Raw genomic sequence first — 21,329 nt, forward strand, 5'->3', positions numbered from 1 at the left:
AGAAGGCAGGACTATGCAAAATCACCGTAAAAAGATTAACGAGGAGAAATGACCAATGCGAGTACTCCTGGCCACTGATGGATCGGAACAATCCTTCCACGCCACAAAGGCTGTCATGGGCTTAACCTCGGTCAGCACCCTGACCATTCTGCACGTTGTAGATCTCCCGCGGTTAACATTTTCTATGATCGGGCCTGAAATTGCCTTTGACCTCTCGAAAGTCGCAGGGGAAGCACTCCGTAAAGACGGCGAACAGGTGTTAACACGCACCATGGCTCTCCTCCCGGACAAGGGGAAGTCCCTGGAAACCCGATTGGAAGAAGGCTCACCGGCCGAGCTCATTTTATCGGTAGCCCAGGAGGAACATGCTGATCTCATTCTAATGGGCGCTCGTGGAAGAGGGCAGGTGGAGGAACTTTTTCTGGGGAGTGTTTCGCAGCGTGTTCTGACCCACGCAGTATGTCCAGTCCTGATCATCAACGGACCATTAACGGAAATCAAGAAAATTCTAATTGCCATCCAAAGCTCCACTGATATTGAAAAGGTGCACCAGTTTTTAACGAAACACCCCTTCCACCCACAGACAGAGATCACCCTCTTGTCGGTGGTACCGCTTCCACGTTCCCTCTTTCGGGGAGGCGTCTCTGCACCCGAAAACAAAATCGAACAGGCTTTAGAGAGCACCGAAGCCTTCCTTGATCAGGCCGTCAGTCAACTTAAAGGCTGTTATGATTCAGTCAAAGGCTATGTGGGGTTAGGAGCTCCGGCGAATACGATATTGGAGCAGGCCTCAATCACGAAACCAGATCTCCTGGTGATGGGAATGCACCATCCTTCAACGATCACTCGGTTTGTGTTGGGAACCGTGTCCCATACCGTGCTCCACCAGGCAACGCGATCCATTCTCGTGATTGGGTAAACAGGACAGCTCGCGCTCGGCGTTAGCGTTCTTCGGCTTTTACCCCTGCATGATAGGTGGAATACAGAAATACGGGAATGGGTAAATCTCCGAGATGCTTTTCAATTAATGGTTTCACATCCTTCCAATCCAATCCCCCCACTCCGGTGGCAAGCCGTGGTAACGCCACACTACTGAACTTTTCGGATTCAATGGTTTTGCGAAGCGCTTTCAAACAATGATTGATATTTTCAAGCGATGCTTTGCCCGGATTGGCCCCGTGACTCGGTGGAGCCTCCTGTGTCAAAAGATTGATAATCCTTACGTTTCCAGCCCCGGCCCAACTCCATAACTCACCGGACTTCGGATTGGAAACTTGACAATAATGACGAAAATCTTTGTACATTGCAGGCCACCGCTCCCGTAACGCGAGCGCCAATCCATTCGCGAAATTGTCATTGGGGGCTACACCATGAGCAACAGCCGCGGCCTCACTTAATAAAATGTCACCTTCCACTTCATAAATCATGCGCTCCCCTCCTTGTCCGATATCATCATTGCTTTGCCTGGCAAAAAGAAAATAATCATAGCACAAGGCACCCGGGCGATTCATGCCGACCATTCTCGCCTGATCATTTAAGGCCACTCTCACCCCTACCGAAATAGAGAGCAATCGAGATATCAATCCCACTTCAACAGGTCCTTTCAGAAATGAGAAAAGCGGGACACGACTCCGGTTGGCTCAATGGCCAACCACCAAAAGAGATATCCCTGACCGACCGGCTCCGATCGGGCTATCATCGATTCTGGCATGAAGCCTCGCAAGCTTTCCGATGGTCTCGGGGACCGTTCCGCGAACCCTCCAAGGGACCACTGACCAACCTTACACCGACCCAACAACGCAGAACTGAAGAGCTGGCGACGTCATATCGCTCGCATTTCGAAACATCACTTTCTCCCGAAACTGCTCTTCTGAATTATTCATATCTGGACATATTGGATCGTGCCAGACATGCAATTAGTTGGGCTGTTCCCCTCAACCAACGGGTCTGCGATCTCGGAAGTGCCAATTTCGCGTATGCTGCGGCCCTACACACGTTCTTCCACCCCAACCGCCTGGCAGGCGTGGAGGTAGATGGCCATCGTCTGTATTGTAACGGGCGAAGCCGCATCGATTATGCCCGCGGGCACATTCAAGATTTGTCGCAAACCGAGTATGTGGTTGCCGACTTTCGCCAGTACAGCAGACAGGCCGATATTATTACGGCCTGGTATCCATTCGTCACTCCCAAGCCCTTACTGGCCTGCCGATTACCGCTTAGCTTATTCAATCCGAGCGCTGTATTCGCCCAAGTCGCCAATAATCTCGTCATTGGCGGAACCTTTGTCATGATCAATCACAATGTCGCCGAGGCTGAGGTGGCGCGTGGCATCGCGGAGGACGTCGGCCTCATCTGCGCTGGACACTATCTTCACCAAGCTCCCCTCCGGCCGCAACCAACAGACCCGGTATTAACCATCTGGCATCATGGGTAACCAGACAGGAACGGTTACGTGCGTTTTCAGAAGGTCGTTATGGTAAAGGATTTCGGATATTCGGCAGGGAATGAGGGAAAATCCTGGCAAAACTTTTTCCAGATGGCTTGTTCGGAACAGTTCACGTCCCTTTTCAACAAGGCTTGCAGAACCTGCCCCCCTTTTGCATATTATTCATAGCGCAGAGCATCGATGGGATTTAATCGCGCAGCTTTGTTGGCAGGATAAATACCAAAGATCAAACCGACAGCGGCAGAAAAGAGAAACGCGATCATAATGGCCTCAAAGGAAATAATCGTGGGCCATCCGGCCACTAGGGTCGTCGCCTGAGCGCCCAGAATACCGAAGCCCACACCCAGCAATCCGCCCACCATACTGAGCGTCATCGCTTCCGCTAAAAATTGAATCAAAATATGGCGATGCTTGGCCCCAACGGCCATACGAATACCAATCTCTCGCGTGCGTTCTGTGACAGATACCAACAGAATATTCATGATCCCGATCCCCCCGACCAATAACGAAATCGAGGCCACGGAAAACATCATGATTGTCAGAGTTTCCCCTGTCCCCTCCTGAACTTTTCCAATATCCACCTGGGTGCGAATCGTAAAATCATCCGGTTGGTCCGGCTGCAAATGATGACGGTCCCGAAGCACCCGTTGAATATCCTCAACAGCTGCGGGAAGATCTTCGGGGCGCTCTGTCGACGCAAACAATGCCCCGACTGATCCAAGAAATTGGGTGCCGAGGACTCGGCGTTCCGCCGTGGTAAAGGGGATGAAGATAATATCGTCCTGATCGTTGCCGGTCGGAGATTGGCCTTTCGGAGCCAGGACGCCGATGATTCGAAATGGGACGTTCTTTATTCGAATCATCTTTCCGACCGGATCCTCACCGGGAACAAATAGATTGTCGACGACCGTTTGGCCCAAGAGGGCCACGCGGCTTGTGGTCTCCATCTCTCCTTCGGTAAACGGCCCTCCACTGGTGAACGACCAATCACGAATAGTCAGATAGGTCGGAGAAATCCCATTCACAGGAACATTGACATTCTGATTTCCGTAAACAATTTGCATGACATCCCGTTTGGCCCAGCCGGTTTCATGCAACGTGGGAACCTTTTTTTGCAAATCGAGGGCATCATTGACGGTCAGGGTCACTGCACCACCCGAACCACCACGAACGCCTCCCACACTCGTCGCTCCCGGTAATATGAGAATCATATTCGTGCCCATGCTGGCCACTTGCGCCTGTATGGCAAATTTGGCTCCTTCGCCAATACTCACCATGGCGATGACTGAGCCTACACCGATAATAATACCAATCGTGGTGAGACCGGATCGCAAACGATTCCGGTTAAGAAAGCGAAAAGCTGTAAACACCGTCAAGACAAAAAAACTTCCCATCCAGTTCCTTAGGATACCCGCATGCCCATACCAATTGAGGCTTGATCGCTCAGGATACAGCCGTCTCTCATCTGAATCTGGCGTGAAGCATAAGCAGCGATATCAATTTCATGCGTCACCACCAGGATAGTCAACCCATCGGTGTGATTGAGGCCCTGAAATATATCCATGATTTCCTGACTTGATTGCGTATCCAGATTCCCTGTTGGTTCATCCGCCAGGAGAAGGCAAGGGGCTGACACCAGCGCGCGGGCAATGGCCACTCGCTGTTGTTGCCCACCAGACAACTGTGTGGGGTAATGATGTTCCCGATTTGCCAATCCCACGCGCGCCAAAGCCGATTGAGCTCGAGATCGTTGTTCACGAAGAGAAAGCCCCTGATAGAATAGGGGAAGCTGAACATTTTCTAATGCGCTGGTTTTAGGAATCAGGCTGAAATTCTGAAAAACAAATCCGATGGTCCGACTACGAACCTCCGCCAATTCATCGGGTTCAGCATGGGCAATATCCCGTCCATTCAAACAATAACTGCCTGTAGTCGGCACATCCAGGCAACCCAAGATATTCATCAATGTGGATTTACCGGATCCGGACGAGCCCATAATCGCAATGAATTCACCTGCTTGGATAGTCAGATTTATTCCCCGAAGGGCCTCTACATCAATATCACCCAGGCGATAAGTTTTGGAGAGATTGGTACAGGCAATCAGTTGGCTCATCGTCATCTTTGGCGAAGAATATTCTCAGGAAATGGAGTCCCAGATTACCTGACCATTTTCATGGCAACCCTTGGGAAATCCCCCATTACCATTGTCCCCCTCTGCAAGGAGTGGGAAAGGTTCAGCGTCTTGATAATGGCCAGATCAGGGAAAAAGGTACACACAGGTAGCTCCAAAGACCAAGACCGATTGGGGAAAAACATCGGAGCGTTTTCCCTTCCTTAGCTAGAGCCCCTTGTCTCGTGAACTCGTAGACTTTTGTCCTGACCCGAAGCCCGGGGGAAGCTGATTGGCTTTGCGCTCCCCTTTCGGAAGGGCGATCCCGACAATTATTTTGTCCTGCTCCCGAAGCTCACTTTCAACCACTTCCGTCTTGCTGCCATCCGAAATGCCAGGCTGAAGAAGCACCGAAGCCGGATCGCCCGAATCAGTCAACTTCCACACCGTCTTCCAGCCATGGCTTCCCCCCGAGGCATGAGGTCCTTGAGGTAATACCCCGGTCAGTGGTTTCACGACATCCGCTCCGGACTCACCTGTTTTTTGCCCCACAGATGCGGATTGGGAAGGGAAAAACCGGAAGGCCGCATTCGGAATCATTAAGACATCGTCCTTCCGCGCGATCGTAATTGAGACATTGGCCGTCATCCCCGGCTTCAACCGCAAATCACGATTATCCACTTCCACCACCACGTCGTAGGTCACAACATTCTGGACAATAATCGGGGCATTCCGGATTTGTCTTACGACACCTCGAAAGTCCACCTGTGGATAAGTGTCGACAGTAAAGAGCGCCTCCTGGCCTTCCCGGATTCCCCCGATATCGGACTCACTCACATTGGTATCAACCTGCATTTTCGTTAAATCAAGGGCGATCAGAAAAATATTCGGTGTCGTGAATCCTGCCGTCACTGTCTGCCCCACTTCTACATTACGTGCAATCACAATTCCATTTACCGGGGACCGTATCACAGTATATTTTAAATCTAAATCCGCCGTATCTAACAATGCCTGAGCCTGTTTGATCTGTGCCCCGGAGACTTCAAGCTGAGCCTGGGCCGATTCATAGGCAGTGGTCGCGATATCCAGATCGTTTTGTGACACTAACTCGCGTTGAAACAATGTCTGGGTTCGATCGAGTTCCCGCTTCCGTTGGGCCAACTCTGTTCGCGTTTTGCTCCACATCGCTTTAGCATTAACGAGGTTGGCCGCAGCCTGATCCCGTCTGGTCTGAAAGAGAGACGGGTCAATTCGCGCAATAACCTCTCCCGCCTTCACCACAGAGTTGAAATCGGCATGCAGACTAATAATCTTACCGGTCACTTGTGCCCCAACTTGGACCGAAGTTACCGGATTAATTGTTCCGGTCGCACCCACAACTGCCACAATGGGGCCACGCTCAATACTTGCGGTGCGATATTGAATCGGTGCACTCCGAACCCCGGTCAACCAGAATTGACGAGCGGCAATCACCGACACAATCACTACCACACCAATCCACAGCAATTTTTTCATCCATGCTCCATTCCCAGACACATGTATGTTCCGACCTCCGCCCCCCTTTTTATATTGGTAAAGGGCAGCTCCATTTTACCATTTCTTGATAGGGAAAAATCGAAAACGAGGACGGCCAGAAGTGCTAAATGAACCAGGTTTCTCGAACACCCCCAAATCATCAGGCAGAAAAAGGTTCTACGCTAACCGGATCATGGAATTCGGTTGGGGCGAAAGGGAAAAATCAGTAGGCCAGGGAGCTCACTATAGAGAAAATTAGTGGCGGATCCATTTTTAGAAGGCTTTGCCCGACATGCCTTATAAACCTCAACATTCCCTAAGGGTAGCGTCTATCCGCCCCTACCCCTTTGCCCTGTCGCCCTAACTCCCTCCCGCATGGACCATACCCATAATAGGTCGTGTCTATTCCATCTTGACATGGTCGGGTTTTTTTTGGTTCAGCCGAACCGCCGGTCGTCCCAATTTGAAAAGTGTTACGAATCGTGGATTAGCTCTTTTTGCAATGGGAAGCAAAACGCGAACAATTGGTCCAATCAATTTGCTTATCTTGTTGAGAAAAAGGATGGGAACTGGAGAGGAAAAGAGAGCCTTTTGGCTCGGTGACGAGGGGACCCCCCTCACACTCCTCCCTTAAAACCTTTTTCGAATTAGCTAAAGTCGGAAGAACCAGCACAGGCAGAACCGAGAGAGGAAGGTATTTGAATGGGTTCTCAGGCCATGCAAAATCTTTTCGTTATCGATCCAATCAAACCAATTCCTGATGCGAGAAGATGCCGATTGACACAACCGTTAGAATCGGTAGCTAAAAACGGGGACAATTCATGGATGACTTAAAACCTAAAACCTAAGGAAGGAGTAAAATCTTCAAGAATGGTTTCCATCACTTGCGGAATGAAATTAGTCTTTTGATCGAATCAAAATTCCCTTTCGTGCCGTTCCGCCACCTGTTTCAACATTTAAGAATGTAACGCCGGATCGCAACCCTTCTGGCACGACGACTTCCACGCGCTCATCATCCACAAACGAAAATGCCTTGGCCGGGATTGAACCAAAAGTCACACCATGCAAACACTCTTTCTTCTTTCCGAAATACTTTCCCTCTACCACAACACTATCGCCGGTTTTCATTTCGTCCGGTTTTACATGATTAATTTGAGGGCGGACACTGGAATCACAGATTGGATCATTTTTGACTTTTTGCTCATCAAACCCCTTAATCGATTCCGGAATCACAAAACCACCAGACTCTTCCACGGATTGACCAGGTCCTCCTTGCCCCCAGGAACCAGCCACCCCGAGCAGGCAAAAACCTAAAAAAACAATGTGCCCAAATAGGTAGGAAATCCTCACCAACATGAGAAGCCTCACAAGTTAGAGTGTTAGGAAAGGTGTCCTTTTACCCTCATCAATCAAGGCAACAATGCACACATTCATCGATTGCTCTTTTCTTATTAGATTCCCGCGGCCAGCTCATCGTCAATCACAAATCACATCAAAAAAGGTTTCCCTGCCTCAGGAAACTTCGAAAACTCAAATATTATCAATGTCACAATTCTTTGTGCTTTCCAATTCGTTGAACTACCTCAGATTCAAAACTTCCCTTCACATTAGACCAATTATAGCTCATACCACCCGAATATATCTTCGGCATAAACGTATAAATCCCCCTCGTCGATTCATGCGCCGTCCAGAACACGACGGAAAATGTGACCAAGGTGATGAATGAAGTGCTTCTAGACTGACAGAAAGTAGGCTGTCTGATGAGGATGACTAGGTAGGTGAATTTGGACTCCCCAACGGGTCCGGGCCGATTGGATTTCGGCCTTTCAGTCAGCCCCCTGGAATCAAAGAATCAAATTATATTCCGAAATTTCGAGGCTCTCCAGCATTGGTGGGGAGGTCCTCCATACCCGTGACGAGACATTCCGTGCCATTATGATCTATGTCACGACAAAAATATGGTCGTGAAAATTAGCATGTCCTCCTCACCATGGTCGGAACAATTCACCGATGGCCTTGCACAACAAATTTCGGGAAAAACATGACGACCAATTCTCAAATCCCTTAAGGGAAGCGCCCCTCACCCCAATGTCTGAATCAGAGCACGCATCTCCGGCACAAGATCCCCGCCACCGCTGGAACGGCCTGACAAAGCCGCATCAATACCCGCGGCCAGCACAGTCTTGGCCTCCTCATGGCGCTTCAGTCCAGCTAAAGCCCTTCCTAAGGCCAAATGGGAGGCGACATGAATGGGATCTAAAGCGACAGCAACACGCAAGTGTTCCACCGCTTCTTCAAGATGCTTCCCTTCCTTCAGTAGCTTGTCTCCAAGACCATATCGTCCTAAAAACCCATCGGGTTTTTTCGCCACCATTTGGCGAAATACATCAATATCCATGCTATAACCATCCTCCCAAAATATTAGCTGTAGCCCTGAACTATACCATCCCCCTCAAAGGATCAGCCAGCTAGAAGGACACATGCAATGCACACCCTCACCTCTTTGTGAAAAGATGAGAGGTAAAGATCGGCCCCATGAATCATATCCCATGCCCACTAAGACAAATTCACGAACCGGGGAAAAATTACTACCCATTTCTGTCACCTTGATCCATCAAAGCCCTTCTCATAATTCAGGCCTTTCGATCGGTAAATTCCCAAGCAGCCGGAAAAGATGAGAAAGACAGACTCTTTTCCGTAACCTAAGGAGAGCCGGCATTCGTTTTGTGAAGGTATGGACAGTGAAGGAGGGTAATGAAAGTGGGTTAACCTTTTCAGAGTGCCTGCCAGAACCGTTCACGACATCTGCACTTCTATTCGGCTAAAATCCACAGTCAAAAAAACCGACGAGGCATGAGGAACGAACAATAGACACCGCAACGAACATGAAGATGGCAGGTGCCCATAAAAACTTGACTGATATAATTCCCCCCAGAGGCTGAGGTTTCATTACACAGGAAACGCATAAAGTTAATTTAAGGGGAGAATTTTTCTCATTTTGCCCATCCCACTTCACATATTATGAAGATTTCCCTGAAAACCCGTGGATTTCTTTAAGACTTTTCCCACCAGAGAACTCAGCTCAGGAAGATCATGCGGCTTTTTCAGCACTGCCTCGAATCCGGATTCTAACGCCTGCCTTCGAATCTCCTGATTGGGACTCCCTGTTACCAAAACAAATGGGGGGCAATAACCATTACCCACATATTCAAGATTTCTCCGTAACTGAATGCCATTCATCGCAGGCATCTGGAAATCCGTCAGGACGAGGTCATAGTGACTCATTTGAATATGGGTAAATGCCCAGGCCACATCTGAAACCTGACTACACAGATATCCTTCGAGTTCCAAGTATGATTGATAAAGATCCAAAAGTTGACGGTCATCATCAATAAGCAGAATTCTTTTTGTGTTGCCTCCCGCCCCAGCGCTGAGGAACGTTTCCGGCCGATCTCCATCAGACAACATTTCCATTGAGTAGGTTTCAAGCATAATGGCTCTCATCAGGTGAAGAAAATTTTCCCAAGCATCATATGTTTTTCCATCCATGCCCTCCCCGCCCAATTCGGTCAACACATGCAAGAGTGCATAAACGACAGGAGGATAGTGCTTGCTTTTGATACCATATTTTCTATGCCGTTCCCCTAGCTGAAGAAGGGAAGCACGTAATTCTTCAGGGTTTTCTATGTGAAAGATCAATGTGCGGAATCCGCTTAGAAACGCCGCATATTGTTGGGCTAACTGGGCCTGCGGGAAAAAGGTCTGAAACTCCGGGAATTTATCAAACAACACATGATAAAACCGGAAAACGATCTGCTCACCGTGAGAGGCTACGATCTCAAAACTTTCCTGGATTCGTGATATATCAGGAGTGGGAATTCCAGGAGAAATATTCAATTTACCCTTCTTCATAGCTGCCTTTCCGAGGATAAAAATCCCTCGAGGGTTCACAGATTTCTAATAAAAGAGTCGCAAACATTTGTCGGTCAATACCTCCGGAGCGATCGGCTTGATGAGATAGTCCATCGCTCCCTTAATAATGGCAAGCTGCATTTCCGATCGGTGTTCGGAGGGTGACATCACGATCACCGGCGGAAGGGTTGAAGACTGCGCTAATTGTTCCAGCATAAGAAGGCCTCCCATGACCGGCATGCATAAATCGAGAAGTACCCCATTGACCGTGTGATGTTGAAGGGTCTCAACCCCTTCCTTTCCATTGGCAGCAGTAAGAACCTCAAATCCCAGGGCATTCAGACGATCTCTCAGAAACAAGAGGACGTCTGCATCATCGTCGACAATGAGAATGCGCTTTTGACTTTTCATTGGGCGTTAGCCGTCATCAGTTGGAGAGGTCGTCCCATCCTTGACCGTCCATCGGATGGATGGATGAACGAATGTGAACTGCATACCAAACACAATGCCTTTACTGAGAGTCCTTGACATCAGTGATGGAGAGGTGATCGTGTATCGCTCCTTGGCCTATGACCGTGTGATGGGGAAGAACAATAATTTCACCCTTCATGATGGGATGAAGCACGCAATAATAAGGATACCGACCAGGAGGCAGTGAAGGGATCGTGAATTCCTGACCGGGTTGAACGCCACCCGTATCAAATGCGCAAGGCCCACCTTTTCGACAACCATCGTGTGTTACGCTATGCAGTGATGAGGTAGGATTTACAACATGAATAGAGGCTCCATCGGGGACAATGGCCAAAGCCGGTCTATAATAGGGAGCCCAATAGTCCATTGAGACGCTCACATCCGAAAGCTGGGTGGAGGCCGATACAGGACCACAGATTGATAGAAATAAAAGGAAAACTCCTAACACCGGCAGAGTGGGAGAGGCCGTTGCCCAGTTCAAATTTTTCATTTGTTCACCTCCCGATTCCTTACTTCTTTCAACATGTTGTTGTGCATACACTTATGGTAATTTTTAAACCCATAAAGAATCTATTTGATTTGTGACCCGTTCAAATAAAGATTTTATAAAGATTCCTGATGGCGCCATTTCCTGATTCCGGCATAGATCATTACCGTGTTGGGCAGCAAAATTTTCGCCGGAAATGAAGGAGACCGGATTGAGTCACCTGCCATCCCACGGGCAAGTAAACAGGCTTTACATTCAATGCCGATGAGCATGGCACGGACTGCCGATCCGTTTTTGGAAGGATGTGGTGCTGGAAGAAAATCAAGCCAAGGCGGCCTAAAAAATTACAGGAGAGACCACGAGGTGTGGAAAGGGTTTCAGTAACTGGGAAGGCAGCAGACAACGACTAACAAGGAACGCCTCATATGAAAATGGACAATCAGGTGGGGGGGGCATCTTCCACAAAATCGGTGGCAAATCGATAGCCGACTCCAGGATCGGTAAGAATATACTGAGGTCGTGCCGTGTTGTTTTCCAATTTTTTCCTTAAATTTCCAATAAAGACACGTAAATATTGAGCCTGTTCGCTATATCCCGCCCCCCAAATGGCCCGGAGAATGGTTCCATGCGTCAAAACTTTTCCGGAATTCTGAATAAGGAACTTCAAGAGATCATATTCCGTCGGGGTTAACTTCACCGCGTTGTTTCGAATGCGGACATTTCGAGTCTCAAAGTCAACCTGTAAATTTCCAAAGGTGAACACGGGATCAGTCCCGTAAATTGAGGATGTCCGCCGCAGGACTGAGCGAATTCTTGCCGTCAGCTCTTCCATGCTAAACGGCTTGGTGACATAATCATCTGCCCCGCCTTCGAGAGCTTCAATTTTTTTCGCTTCTTCCCCAATTGCGGAAAGGATAATGATTGGAATCTGGTAGATTTCACGGATCTGGCGTGTCAGGTCGATGCCATCCATTCCGGGGAGCAGTAAATCCACAAGGGTCAGGTCCGGAAGGCGGTGGCTCATAATTTGGAGGGCCTCTTCTCCGGTTTCAGCCGTCAGGACTTCATATCCTTTTGCCTCAAGATTAATCTGTAGGGAACGACGTATTTGCCGCTCATCATCAACAGCTAATATTCGAGATCCAAGCGCCATGGGTAAACCGTTTACTCCTCTTCCCGGTCAAAATTTATCATAGGGGGTGCATCAGGGGTCGGCAACGTAAAGCTAATCGTCACGATTCGATTCTGTGATTCGGCCCAAATTCGACCACCATGGGCTTCGACCATACCTTTGCAGATCGCCAACCCGAGACCGGTACCACGAATGAGTCGTGTCCGCGGACCCTTTAACCGGTAGAATCGATTGAAAATACTTAGCAATTCTTCCTGAGGGATTCCTTCTCCCTCGCTGGAGACGCTTACCTCCACCTGATTGGGCGTCGTGCGGCCAACAATGCTGACCAAGGACCCTGGGGGAGAATATTTTATGGCATTATCTAACAGGTTGATCAGGACTTGCTGAATTTCCATCCCATCCACAAAAATAGGTGAAATTTTCTCCCCAAGGCTCACCTGCAGAGATCGGTTTTTCAAAGACATTTCCAACCGTCTGATTGCGCCTTCGACCAAATCTTCCAATAAATGCCATTCACGATGAGGAGCCAGCGTTCCCGCTTCAACCTTTGACATATCCAGAAGATTATCAACCAATCCATTTAAAAAATCGATTTCCTGATTGATACCCTGGAGAAATTCCTGCTGCACCTTGGATGCATCCTGTCTGGAAAGCTCAATCAACCCGGCTATAGAGGCCTTGATGGCCGTAAGTGGAGTCCGTAATTCGTGTGACACCAAAGACAGAAGAGCGGTTTTAAGGGCATCGCTTTGACGAAAGGCCTCAACTTTTGCGGCTTCACTTTTTCGCAAATTTTCCTCTACCTGTTGTCGTTCAAACCCATTCACGAATATTTCTCCGGCCATTTGGAGGAGCCTGATGTCTTCTTCGGACCAAGTCTTTTCATGCCGGACTGAATCAAACCCAAGAAATCCGAACAACTTTCCCCGCATAGCCATGGGGACAATCACCAGCGATTGGATTTGCTGCCTCTGAAATTCCTGCTTTTCGGTATTCGCCTCGCGTGGAAGATTGGCCACACTTGAGATTTGAAAAAAGGGGCCGGAGAGCAGACGTTCTGCAAACCAGGGTATATCCTGCATTCGAAGGCCCTGAAGTCTTGGTAGTTGAGGCTCAATACCCGTCTGACACCATTCATGGGTATTGTTCATGGTCGTCCCGTCATCCTCAAATATAAATACATAACTTCGATCCACTCCTCCAAACGTTCCGATGGCTTCCAGCGCCCGATTAATCTCCGCATCCAAATCCTTTGCTTCAAGACTGATGAATTGGGTTGAAAGATTCGTCATGAGATTTTCAATTTCGATTCGATAGCGTAGAGCCGTTTCTATCCTGGAACGTTCGTGGATTTCATGTTCAAGTTCCTGATTGGCCAGTTTGACCTGTCTCGTTATAAGAATTCCGAAAATGATCACTATGGTACCGATCAAAGATTCCCAAACGATCATGTTCGAGATTTTTTCCTGGGAATTTCTGCTGTATAACTTGACCGCCTTGTTGGCGACTTCAATCAACCTGGCATTTAAAGCCAGAAGCCCGTCTAACTCCAAAGAATTTTCGGGATGATCGGATGATCTTTTCAAAAAGGTATCGACCCGCTGCATAAATTCGGCCATGAGTGTTTGTTGCTCACCTAATGCCTGCCGTATTTCCTGGGATGGAGGGGGAGGAAGGACCGCCGTATCGCCACTTTCCTGATTAATCACAGCCTCTCCACCGACGAGTAAGGCATCCAGATTTTGTTTCAGCATCTTTTGGGTGATCTTGTAATCAGCAGGAATCCCTTGGGAAATCAATAAAATTTCATTCATGAGTCGTTGAGACAACATCCGCTGTTGTCCCGCCAGATCTACCATCACACTGTCGAGCTTTTGATTCTGAATTGTGGTGATCGTATAGAGCAGGATGCCGAACAAGGCTAAGATAAACACGGTGGAGAGAATCAATAACGCTCGCCCGATTGATCCTGTTCCAAGCCATGCACGTTTGGGTGGCTTCACGACTTTCCATCCTTTGATGTCGCCCCTGGTCACTCAATCCATACAATAAAGAAATTATCTGAATTTCTCATCATACCCTAAACTCTTCGATAGTTTTTCAAACACATGGGTTGCGGGTATGTGAGTTGCCAGTGACCTAAGGAGGCCTGCCAAAGAGTTTTCACTCCGATTCGATGTTTTTGATCACTGGATTTATACTGTGCCACGTTAACGAATCATTCGCCTCCCTACCCTCTTCATTTTTCATCTCGGGTCTGTTGAAAAAAGCCGCCAGCGACGTTCTCGCCATTTTTCCGTGCTCACGTACTACACGTACGCTCCGCGCGGAAAAACGACTGCGGCCTTGCTGGACGGACTTTTTTGAACCGACCCGGAGCCTTTGATGAGTAATCTAATCCTGGGCAAATTTGTCTTTAAAAATCTTTATTTATTCAACACTCCCATCTCGCTTAATGCCGGTCAAAGACCTCATACGATTCAAGTTCTTTCTCTATATCGCTGAAATTTCACCGTCCCTTCCCTTCACGGTTGTCTTCTTTCTTGGAGATATTCATGAATACACAATCTCAAATGCACTTAAACAGACAGAAGGTAAGCGACGCTCTCATTGCCCTTGAAGGCTCTGCGTCCCATTCCGGGAAAGCGCCGCTCAGATCTGTTAAGAAAAACCGGTTCTCACCGGGACAATTGATATCCGCTTGCACGCTCCAGAGATCTGAAAAGGGAAAATGCTTGGAATGTCTTCTGCCGGTATACTCCTGGTATTAGTCAGGACCGGAAACGAAATGCTTTAATCGCTTGAATTCCGATGCGCCCCTCGGCAAACACTGCTTCATTGCGGGGTGGCGCATGGAGAGTTTGTCCAGTGTGGTTATTATTCCTGGACATTTGAATGAACAGGGCGATGCATGGTGTCCCATATTCAGAAAAAACCCGACCACGACAACCAGAATTCAGGAGTTTTACCCGTCGTAAAGCCTGCGGGCTAGTGTTTGTGTTTTTTGGGACAGTAAGCCGGGTCAATGAGATTGGGTTCCTTTATGTATCCTTAACAGATGATCCATAATATAAAATGTAATACCTTGACCGTCGGGTGGACGGCCATGACTCATGTATGCTTGAAATCCTTATGGATATGAACCTTCTGTTTTTGCATCGTCGATTCATGGACGGGATCCCGAACGGTCCTTCTGAAAATTCGAGAGCGGTCACCTGCCTTGGAAATCGGGGACACCTTCTTTCAAATCAAAGGCGCACAACCACCCGGCAAGAAAATTTCGAGAAAACCAAGGCATCAGCAGATGAGCCAAAGCATGATCTGATGACCATCTGCACCAACTCCCCTTTCAAATGCCCCAGTTTTTGACAGCCGGAAGCATTCACCCTGCGTTAATTTTCTGGAATGTGTTTTTTCCCGTGGATCCTGCACAACGAAACAATCACACCTTTGGGATGATGGTCCGGAAACCTTCAATTCCCTCCCTCATCTACCTCTTGTGGCTGTTTATTGCGTGGCTTACCAATGGAATTTTTGCACAAGGCTGGTGGATTTTGTTAAGGAAGAACAGAAACCCTTTGATCGAAAGGGCACCGACTGAGACCAGTGGGCTTTCCGGTGATTCAGAGCTTACGAAGGTTGTTGGGTCGCGAAGGCATTGCCCCATGAGTATGCTCACCGACATGCTAATAGGGCTACAAGGCGGCAGCCGGATTACAAATTTTACCAGCACCCTAGATTTCGGTGTCTTGATCAGACCACATGGTAGCGAGAGGAGGACTGTGCGTCATTTTTTTCCAGAATCCTGCGACAGGCTTCCTTGAGAGATTTCAGATGAACCGGTTTGACAAAAAACCCTTGAGCGCCTTCCTGTAACAGTTGCCGGAGGGCTCGTTCGTCCGAAGCGCCAGACATCATCAACACCGGCATTTGATGTCCCAACCATCGTAATTCATCCAGCATGGTCCGCCCATCCATAATGGGCATATCCATATCCAATAAAATGCCATCCACCGTTTGGCGGCTTGCCACAGTCAGGCCTTCCCATCCATTTCTGGCAACAAGGACTTTATATCCCCATTCCTTGAGCGCCTGACTCAACAGGCTGCCCACAGAAGGATCATCATCAACCACCAACAGACATGGACGTCCTTCCGGAGTCTCGGTTTCATCAGAGGACAGACTCCCCGACGCTGTATTGAGTGCCTGAAGGGTTTGCAAACACGAGGGGCAGTAGGTATTCACAAGATCGATCTCAGAGAATTTGAGATGCTCCATCGACAGGAAGGTTGCCAATGTCCGAAATCCTTTTGCACCGGCAGGCTCCACAGATAGATCCGACACGCGTTCACACCATGCGCACGAAGAAACGAATTGAGAGAAAGTCGAAGTTGGAAGACAATGCCGCAACACATTGGCCTTGGAGATGACTCCGACGAGAATCTGATCACCCACTACAGGCATTCTCTGGATTTGCGTCTGAATCATCAAATTCAACACCATATCAAGCGGTTCATCCTCGCGCACATAAACCGGCGGGGTCATAGTATCTTCCACTCTGAGTTCATCCAGCGAATCCAAGCGTGAAACGGCTTCGAACAACCGGAGATCCGACACAATCCCAAGAATTTTTCGGGTGGAATCAACCACAGGCCATCCACAATATTGACCGGAGAGGAATTGCAAGGCCAGATCGTTTTCGAATTTCCCACTTCTAAGTGGCAAGGCTTTTGGGTCCATTAAGTCTTTTGCCAATGGAGGAGGTGAAGGCAGGTGGTTCATGAGAGGTCCTCTCTTTCAAACCGGTTTCAAACAGAAAACCATTGGGTGAAGGGGGTGGGGGATGAACCGATCAATGATGACCGGACTAACTATAAAGAACTATGGAACTACAACTAAATTACAGCAATATACAGGCCAAAAATTGTTGAAAGAGGCCTACATCAAAAAACACCTTATATTTCATATGGTAAACAAAAGACGGGATACCTGCCAATAAAATTCTATAAAGGTTAGACGTATCAAAATAAACAATATCTTTAGGGTAAATCATACAATCTGACGGTGGAAATATTTCACGGACTGAGCGTTAAAATCCCTCACCACCCATCCAGGACAGATCACGGTTTGTGTCCATAGACCTTTTCTTGGCCACCCACATAGCCCTCATGAGTGCCAACTCTCAGAGTTGTGTACCAGTTACATCTCCCCACCTGGAGGGGGAGCAATGGAACATGGACAAGGTTACCGAGACTCTTTTATATCTTGTTGGAGCCAATAGAAAAATAAGAAGCGGCAATTTCCTCAACGCCATACTTTGCAAATACTTGTCTGCAAGTTTGCTGAAGAGATAGGAGATGAAGCGGTTTCAAAACGAGGCCTTGGGCTCCTTCCATCAACAGTTGCCGATGACCTGTCCGTCCAGCTCGTTTGACATCATCAGCACAGGAATTTGATAGCCCAACCATCGCAATTCACGAAGCATGGTCCGTCCGTCCATAATAGGCATATCCATATCTACAAGCATTCCATCCACCGGGCGGCGACCCGCCAGAACCAAGTCTCCCATCCATTCCTTGCCGCAACGACATCGTATCCCCACTCCGCTAGCGCCTCTTTCAACACTCCCGCTGAAGCAGAATCAATACCCACAATCATTAAACATTGGCGATTTTCCTTCGTATTCCATTGAGATTTATACTTCCTTGAAGACACGAACGCGCTTTTATTGAGGGGGGAAGCCACTGTAGGACAAAAGGAAATCCGTTCCATGAGTAGCCTGCCTTTCTAAACGGTTTCGAAATTAAACCCGGCACTTAGTAACCTACTAATAAGGGTAAAATTCTAAAATGGGTACTCTATAAAACCCTGGGTTTTTCAATAATGCTCAATGCAATCTAGACCTTTTGTACGACCTTGAGGGCAGCGCTGTAGATCTAGTCAATTTGAGGGGTCAAATATCCTGGTTAGCAAAAAATATATGTTTGACATTTTCGTGGCTCTTACCCGTACACCCTCACCATAGTCTGATTCAGCTCCAGCTGAAGGATCTCCGGACTACAAAAACTGTCTGCCGGTTTTAGCCTGTTAACAAAATTGAAATTAAGAATGGCAATCTTTAAATTTGGTGGCGTCAGCCTGCTCTTGCTCCCCGATTCGCTGAATCGGATTGGAGTGCGACGATTGTCGGAGGGGATGTGATTGCTCACTGGTCGGGCAAAGGCCATGTGTTCGAAATGGAAAACTACCGGAAATTTTTCCTTAGAGAGGTAAACGGCATGCTTGAAGAGGGGTCTTTTTTGCGAGCATCGCAAGGGCTTTTCAATCGGACACTGATCTGTTGCCAAGTATCGATGAATGTTGATCCGAAGACCGAGGCCCGGGAATCATTTGGTAACGTGCACGATTTCGCTCCAGGACACACACGAAGTCATCCATTCCCGTGGACCTGCAAGAGCCTGGCGGAGACTTGCAATGGAGAATTCACCTGGATGTGAGGGATAGGCCGGTTCAGCGCAATCTCCGGCACCACCCCGTTTCAGTCCCACATGGAGATTGAAGTACCCCAATCAGGAGCCATCCAGGGTGAGGCCGCCTGGCCTGAATTCACCTATCAATGCCCCTGACATACCCACCAAGGCCCCATATTCTCAGAAAACACCAATTCTCCAGTAGGTTAATGATGCTATCTGGTGTCGAAAAAGAGGCCACCCCCAAACTTAAATGCCCGACCGTTGCAGAAGCCCCGCCACCTATTGGCAGAGGTCATCAATAACGCAATCCAAACACTTCGCATGCCGATCTTCTGGCGAGAAATCGCCTGAACCAACATCTGGTTTCCCACAAACTTCATCCTTCTTCTCATCAAATTTCATGATTCTTCAAATTGTAAATTGTGAAAAGTTTCGTTGAGTCGATTCAGGAAATTCTAGATCCACTCTCGAGATTAATGCCATTACGGCCTATGATAGAGTGTGGAGAAGTTTTGTGCATCGAAATTATTGCTCCCGGCAAGCCATCAGGAAGAGAACACCTCGCCCGCCGAGGCACCTTAAGAATCATCATGAAGTCATTGAGGATCCGATGAACAAAAAACCGCAATTTCCTGACGAACAATCCAGTGAAGGGGCTTTCGTGCGGCAAGGGGATGCCTTCCGGGAATGGGTGACTGATGGCGGCAGTTCAGGATTTCCTGCGACGCGTGGGCGGTATCATCTGTATGTCTCCTGGGCATGTCCATGGGCACATCGCACGATTATTGTGCGAAAACTCAAACGGTTGGAAGACGTGATTGGCATGACGGTGGTTGATCCGATTCGGGATGACCGGGGTTGGGCCTTTCGAGACGGACCGGGACATTCGACCGACCCCGTCAACGGGTTTCAGTTTCTGAGCGAGGCTTATCGTGCGACCGATTCGGCCTATCACGGACGCGTGACGGTTCCTGTGTTGTGGGATCGTGAAACCAAACGTATCGTGAGTAATTCCGATGACGACATCCTTCGGATGTTTAATTCGGCCTTTAATCCATTCACAGTCAGTGCGTTTGACCTTTATCCGGTTGATCTCCGGCAGGAGATTGACCAACTGAATAACGATATTTATGAACAGGTCAATGATGGTGTGTACCGCGCAGGGTTTGCGACATCCCAACGAGCTTATGAACACGCAGTCCGGCGCCTGTTTGACATGCTGGATAGACTGGAGTCCCGCTTAACCACACGACGATATCTTTTTGGCAAGAGCCCCATGGAGACAGACTGGCGGTTGTTCGTGACGCTCATCAGATTTGACGCGGTGTACCACGGACATTTCAAATGTAATATCCGGCGCATTGTGGATTATCCCAATTTGTTTGGCTATCTCAAAGATCTCTATCAATACAATGACGTGGCGGACACCGTGAATATGGATCACATCAAACGCCATTACTACATCACCCACGATGACATTAACCCCACGGGTATCGTTCCCCTCGGCCCCGAGCAGGATTTTCGCTCTCCCCATGGCCGGGAACATCTGTAGAATGCCAACCGGCAACCGTGGTAGACAGTGCCTCTCCCGGAATATTTGCTACCCAGGCAGTCCATGCCCCCATTCCTAACGGGACAAATTCCACGGATCCCTCCATTTCTCCAAAAATACCCTCTGAATACCTGAAAAATACATGTGAAGTCGCTAGAATAGGTCCCACCTTTCCATCGTTCGACTTTGGGAGTGTTGAATAATAAAGATGTTCAAGGGCAAATTTGCCCAGAATGAGATGACTCATTAAAGGCTCCGGGTCGGTTCAAAAAAGTCCGTCCAGCAAGGCCGCAGCCGTTTTTACGCGCGGAGCGTACGCGTAGTACGTGAGCAAGGAAAAATGGCGAGAACGCCGCTGGCGGCTTTTTTCAACAGACCCTACAAGGTGAATTCAACTTGTAAGCGCAACTCAACATTCTCAGTTGATTGAAAGAATTTGCAAGACAAGACTTCTGAGAGCGGATTATTGGGACACTTCAACAAGTAGCCGAAGAGGGTCACGATTGGAAAGAAAGGCGCTTATTCGAGTAACATTTGGCCGTCGATATTCCGAATGATTCTGGCGCGACCGGACTGGTCGAGCTGCGCTTCAATCCAGTCCCCCACATGCGCCGGACGATCAATCTGGGTATTTTCATCAAAAGGCAGTCTGGCTTCAATCTGATCGTTTACGTGCACGACATAGGCCGCGCCCTCGATTTTAAACACCTGCCCCTGAACCTTTCTTAGATGCTTATTGGCGGATAACGCCTCCTGTTGAATCTGTTGGTAGCCTTTGGTGCCTTCGACAATGCCACGCCCCATAGCCGCTTGCTGAGCGCCCACGAATTCCTGCTGTCCCACGCATCCCATCAGTCCTATAGTGGCCAATGTTACGCTCATCCAGCTCCGATGACTTGATGCCATTCCCGGCTTTCCTTTCTCCTACTCACTCAGGCACATCACATCATGAACAGTACAAGTATGAATTATCCTATCACACGCGCTCAGAGAATCCAGTAAATAGGGCTCATTTCAGACCGTGTGACGCCGGCAACTCCCCATCCACTCAATCACTTTTCTCTTTCTTACCCACAATCTTTTCCTCCGACTTCCCAAAGAAAATTGACCTTTACATAGAATTCTTTTACCCTTCCCGTGAACATGTTCACAACATGAGTGATCCGCATTCATCGATCCGTCCAGCCATGTCATTCAGAGGCGCGCCCGGCTTCATCAAGCTAATTAA

At 48.5% G+C, this 21,329-nt stretch carries 17 protein-coding genes; 3 read left to right on the forward strand and 14 right to left on the reverse strand.

Annotated elements, in window-relative coordinates; genetic code table 11:
* Positions 1 to 55: 55 nt before the first annotated feature.
* Positions 56 to 919: a universal stress protein gene (locus H6750_05105; protein MCB9773686.1), complete on the forward strand. Its 864-nt coding sequence runs from the start codon at positions 56 to 58 to the stop codon at positions 917 to 919.
* A 22-nt stretch (positions 920 to 941) separates the two neighbouring features.
* Here H6750_05105 and H6750_05110 read toward each other — a convergent pair whose 3' ends face one another.
* Complete coding sequence (locus H6750_05110) at positions 942 to 1,427, reverse strand: macro domain-containing protein (GenBank protein MCB9773687.1); 486 nt, start codon at positions 1,425 to 1,427, stop codon at positions 942 to 944.
* A 182-nt stretch (positions 1,428 to 1,609) separates the two neighbouring features.
* Between H6750_05110 and H6750_05115 the strand changes: the two genes are divergently transcribed.
* Positions 1,610 to 2,434 carry a hypothetical protein gene (locus tag H6750_05115; GenBank protein ID MCB9773688.1) on the forward strand — a complete coding sequence of 275 codons (825 nt, stop codon included), beginning with the start codon at positions 1,610 to 1,612 and terminating at the stop codon, positions 2,432 to 2,434.
* 170 nt (positions 2,435 to 2,604) lie between these two features.
* Here H6750_05115 and H6750_05120 read toward each other — a convergent pair whose 3' ends face one another.
* The 12 genes from H6750_05120 to H6750_05175 form a co-directional block, all read right to left on the reverse strand.
* On the reverse strand, positions 2,605 to 3,840 hold the full coding sequence (locus H6750_05120) for an ABC transporter permease (protein ID MCB9773689.1): 1,236 nt from the start codon (positions 3,838 to 3,840) through the stop codon (positions 2,605 to 2,607).
* An 8-nt stretch (positions 3,841 to 3,848) separates the two neighbouring features.
* Entirely contained in the window at positions 3,849 to 4,550 is a 702-nt protein-coding gene (locus tag H6750_05125; GenBank protein ID MCB9773690.1) for an ABC transporter ATP-binding protein, read from the reverse strand.
* A 234-nt stretch (positions 4,551 to 4,784) separates the two neighbouring features.
* The gene (locus H6750_05130; protein MCB9773691.1) at positions 4,785 to 6,071 is read right to left on the reverse strand and encodes an efflux RND transporter periplasmic adaptor subunit; all 1,287 of its coding nucleotides are present in this window, start codon (positions 6,069 to 6,071) and stop codon (positions 4,785 to 4,787) included.
* 897 nt (positions 6,072 to 6,968) lie between these two features.
* Positions 6,969 to 7,427, reverse strand: a complete 459-nt coding sequence (locus H6750_05135) for a hypothetical protein (GenBank protein ID MCB9773692.1) — start codon at positions 7,425 to 7,427, stop codon at positions 6,969 to 6,971.
* 724 nt (positions 7,428 to 8,151) lie between these two features.
* Positions 8,152 to 8,469, reverse strand: a complete 318-nt coding sequence (locus tag H6750_05140) for a hypothetical protein (protein ID MCB9773693.1) — start codon at positions 8,467 to 8,469, stop codon at positions 8,152 to 8,154.
* Positions 8,470 to 9,083: 614 nt separating this feature from the next.
* Complete coding sequence (locus H6750_05145; GenBank protein ID MCB9773694.1) at positions 9,084 to 9,983, reverse strand: response regulator; 900 nt, start codon at positions 9,981 to 9,983, stop codon at positions 9,084 to 9,086.
* Positions 9,984 to 10,028: 45 nt separating this feature from the next.
* A complete protein-coding gene (locus H6750_05150) occupies positions 10,029 to 10,394 on the reverse strand; it encodes a response regulator (GenBank protein MCB9773695.1) in 366 nt (121 codons plus the stop codon).
* A gap of 100 nt (positions 10,395 to 10,494) precedes the next feature.
* Complete coding sequence (locus H6750_05155) at positions 10,495 to 10,944, reverse strand: hypothetical protein (GenBank protein MCB9773696.1); 450 nt, start codon at positions 10,942 to 10,944, stop codon at positions 10,495 to 10,497.
* A gap of 436 nt (positions 10,945 to 11,380) precedes the next feature.
* The gene (locus H6750_05160; protein ID MCB9773697.1) at positions 11,381 to 12,094 is read right to left on the reverse strand and encodes a response regulator transcription factor; all 714 of its coding nucleotides are present in this window, start codon (positions 12,092 to 12,094) and stop codon (positions 11,381 to 11,383) included.
* Between the two features lie 11 nt (positions 12,095 to 12,105).
* The gene (locus H6750_05165) at positions 12,106 to 14,079 is read right to left on the reverse strand and encodes a type IV pili methyl-accepting chemotaxis transducer N-terminal domain-containing protein (GenBank protein ID MCB9773698.1); all 1,974 of its coding nucleotides are present in this window, start codon (positions 14,077 to 14,079) and stop codon (positions 12,106 to 12,108) included.
* 1,750 nt (positions 14,080 to 15,829) lie between these two features.
* Positions 15,830 to 16,858, reverse strand: a complete 1,029-nt coding sequence (locus H6750_05170) for a response regulator (protein ID MCB9773699.1) — start codon at positions 16,856 to 16,858, stop codon at positions 15,830 to 15,832.
* Positions 16,859 to 17,471: 613 nt separating this feature from the next.
* Positions 17,472 to 17,678 carry a response regulator gene (locus tag H6750_05175; GenBank protein MCB9773700.1) on the reverse strand — a complete coding sequence of 69 codons (207 nt, stop codon included), beginning with the start codon at positions 17,676 to 17,678 and terminating at the stop codon, positions 17,472 to 17,474.
* A gap of 1,481 nt (positions 17,679 to 19,159) precedes the next feature.
* Here H6750_05175 and H6750_05180 point away from each other — a divergent pair.
* The gene (locus H6750_05180) at positions 19,160 to 20,101 is read left to right on the forward strand and encodes a glutathione S-transferase family protein (GenBank protein ID MCB9773701.1); all 942 of its coding nucleotides are present in this window, start codon (positions 19,160 to 19,162) and stop codon (positions 20,099 to 20,101) included.
* 519 nt (positions 20,102 to 20,620) lie between these two features.
* Here H6750_05180 and H6750_05185 read toward each other — a convergent pair.
* Positions 20,621 to 21,007: a hypothetical protein gene (locus tag H6750_05185; GenBank protein ID MCB9773702.1), complete on the reverse strand. Its 387-nt coding sequence runs from the start codon at positions 21,005 to 21,007 to the stop codon at positions 20,621 to 20,623.
* Positions 21,008 to 21,329: the final 322 nt, after the last annotated feature.

The organism is Nitrospiraceae bacterium (assembly GCA_020632595.1).
GTDB lineage: Bacteria > Nitrospirota > Nitrospiria > Nitrospirales > UBA8639 > Nitrospira_E.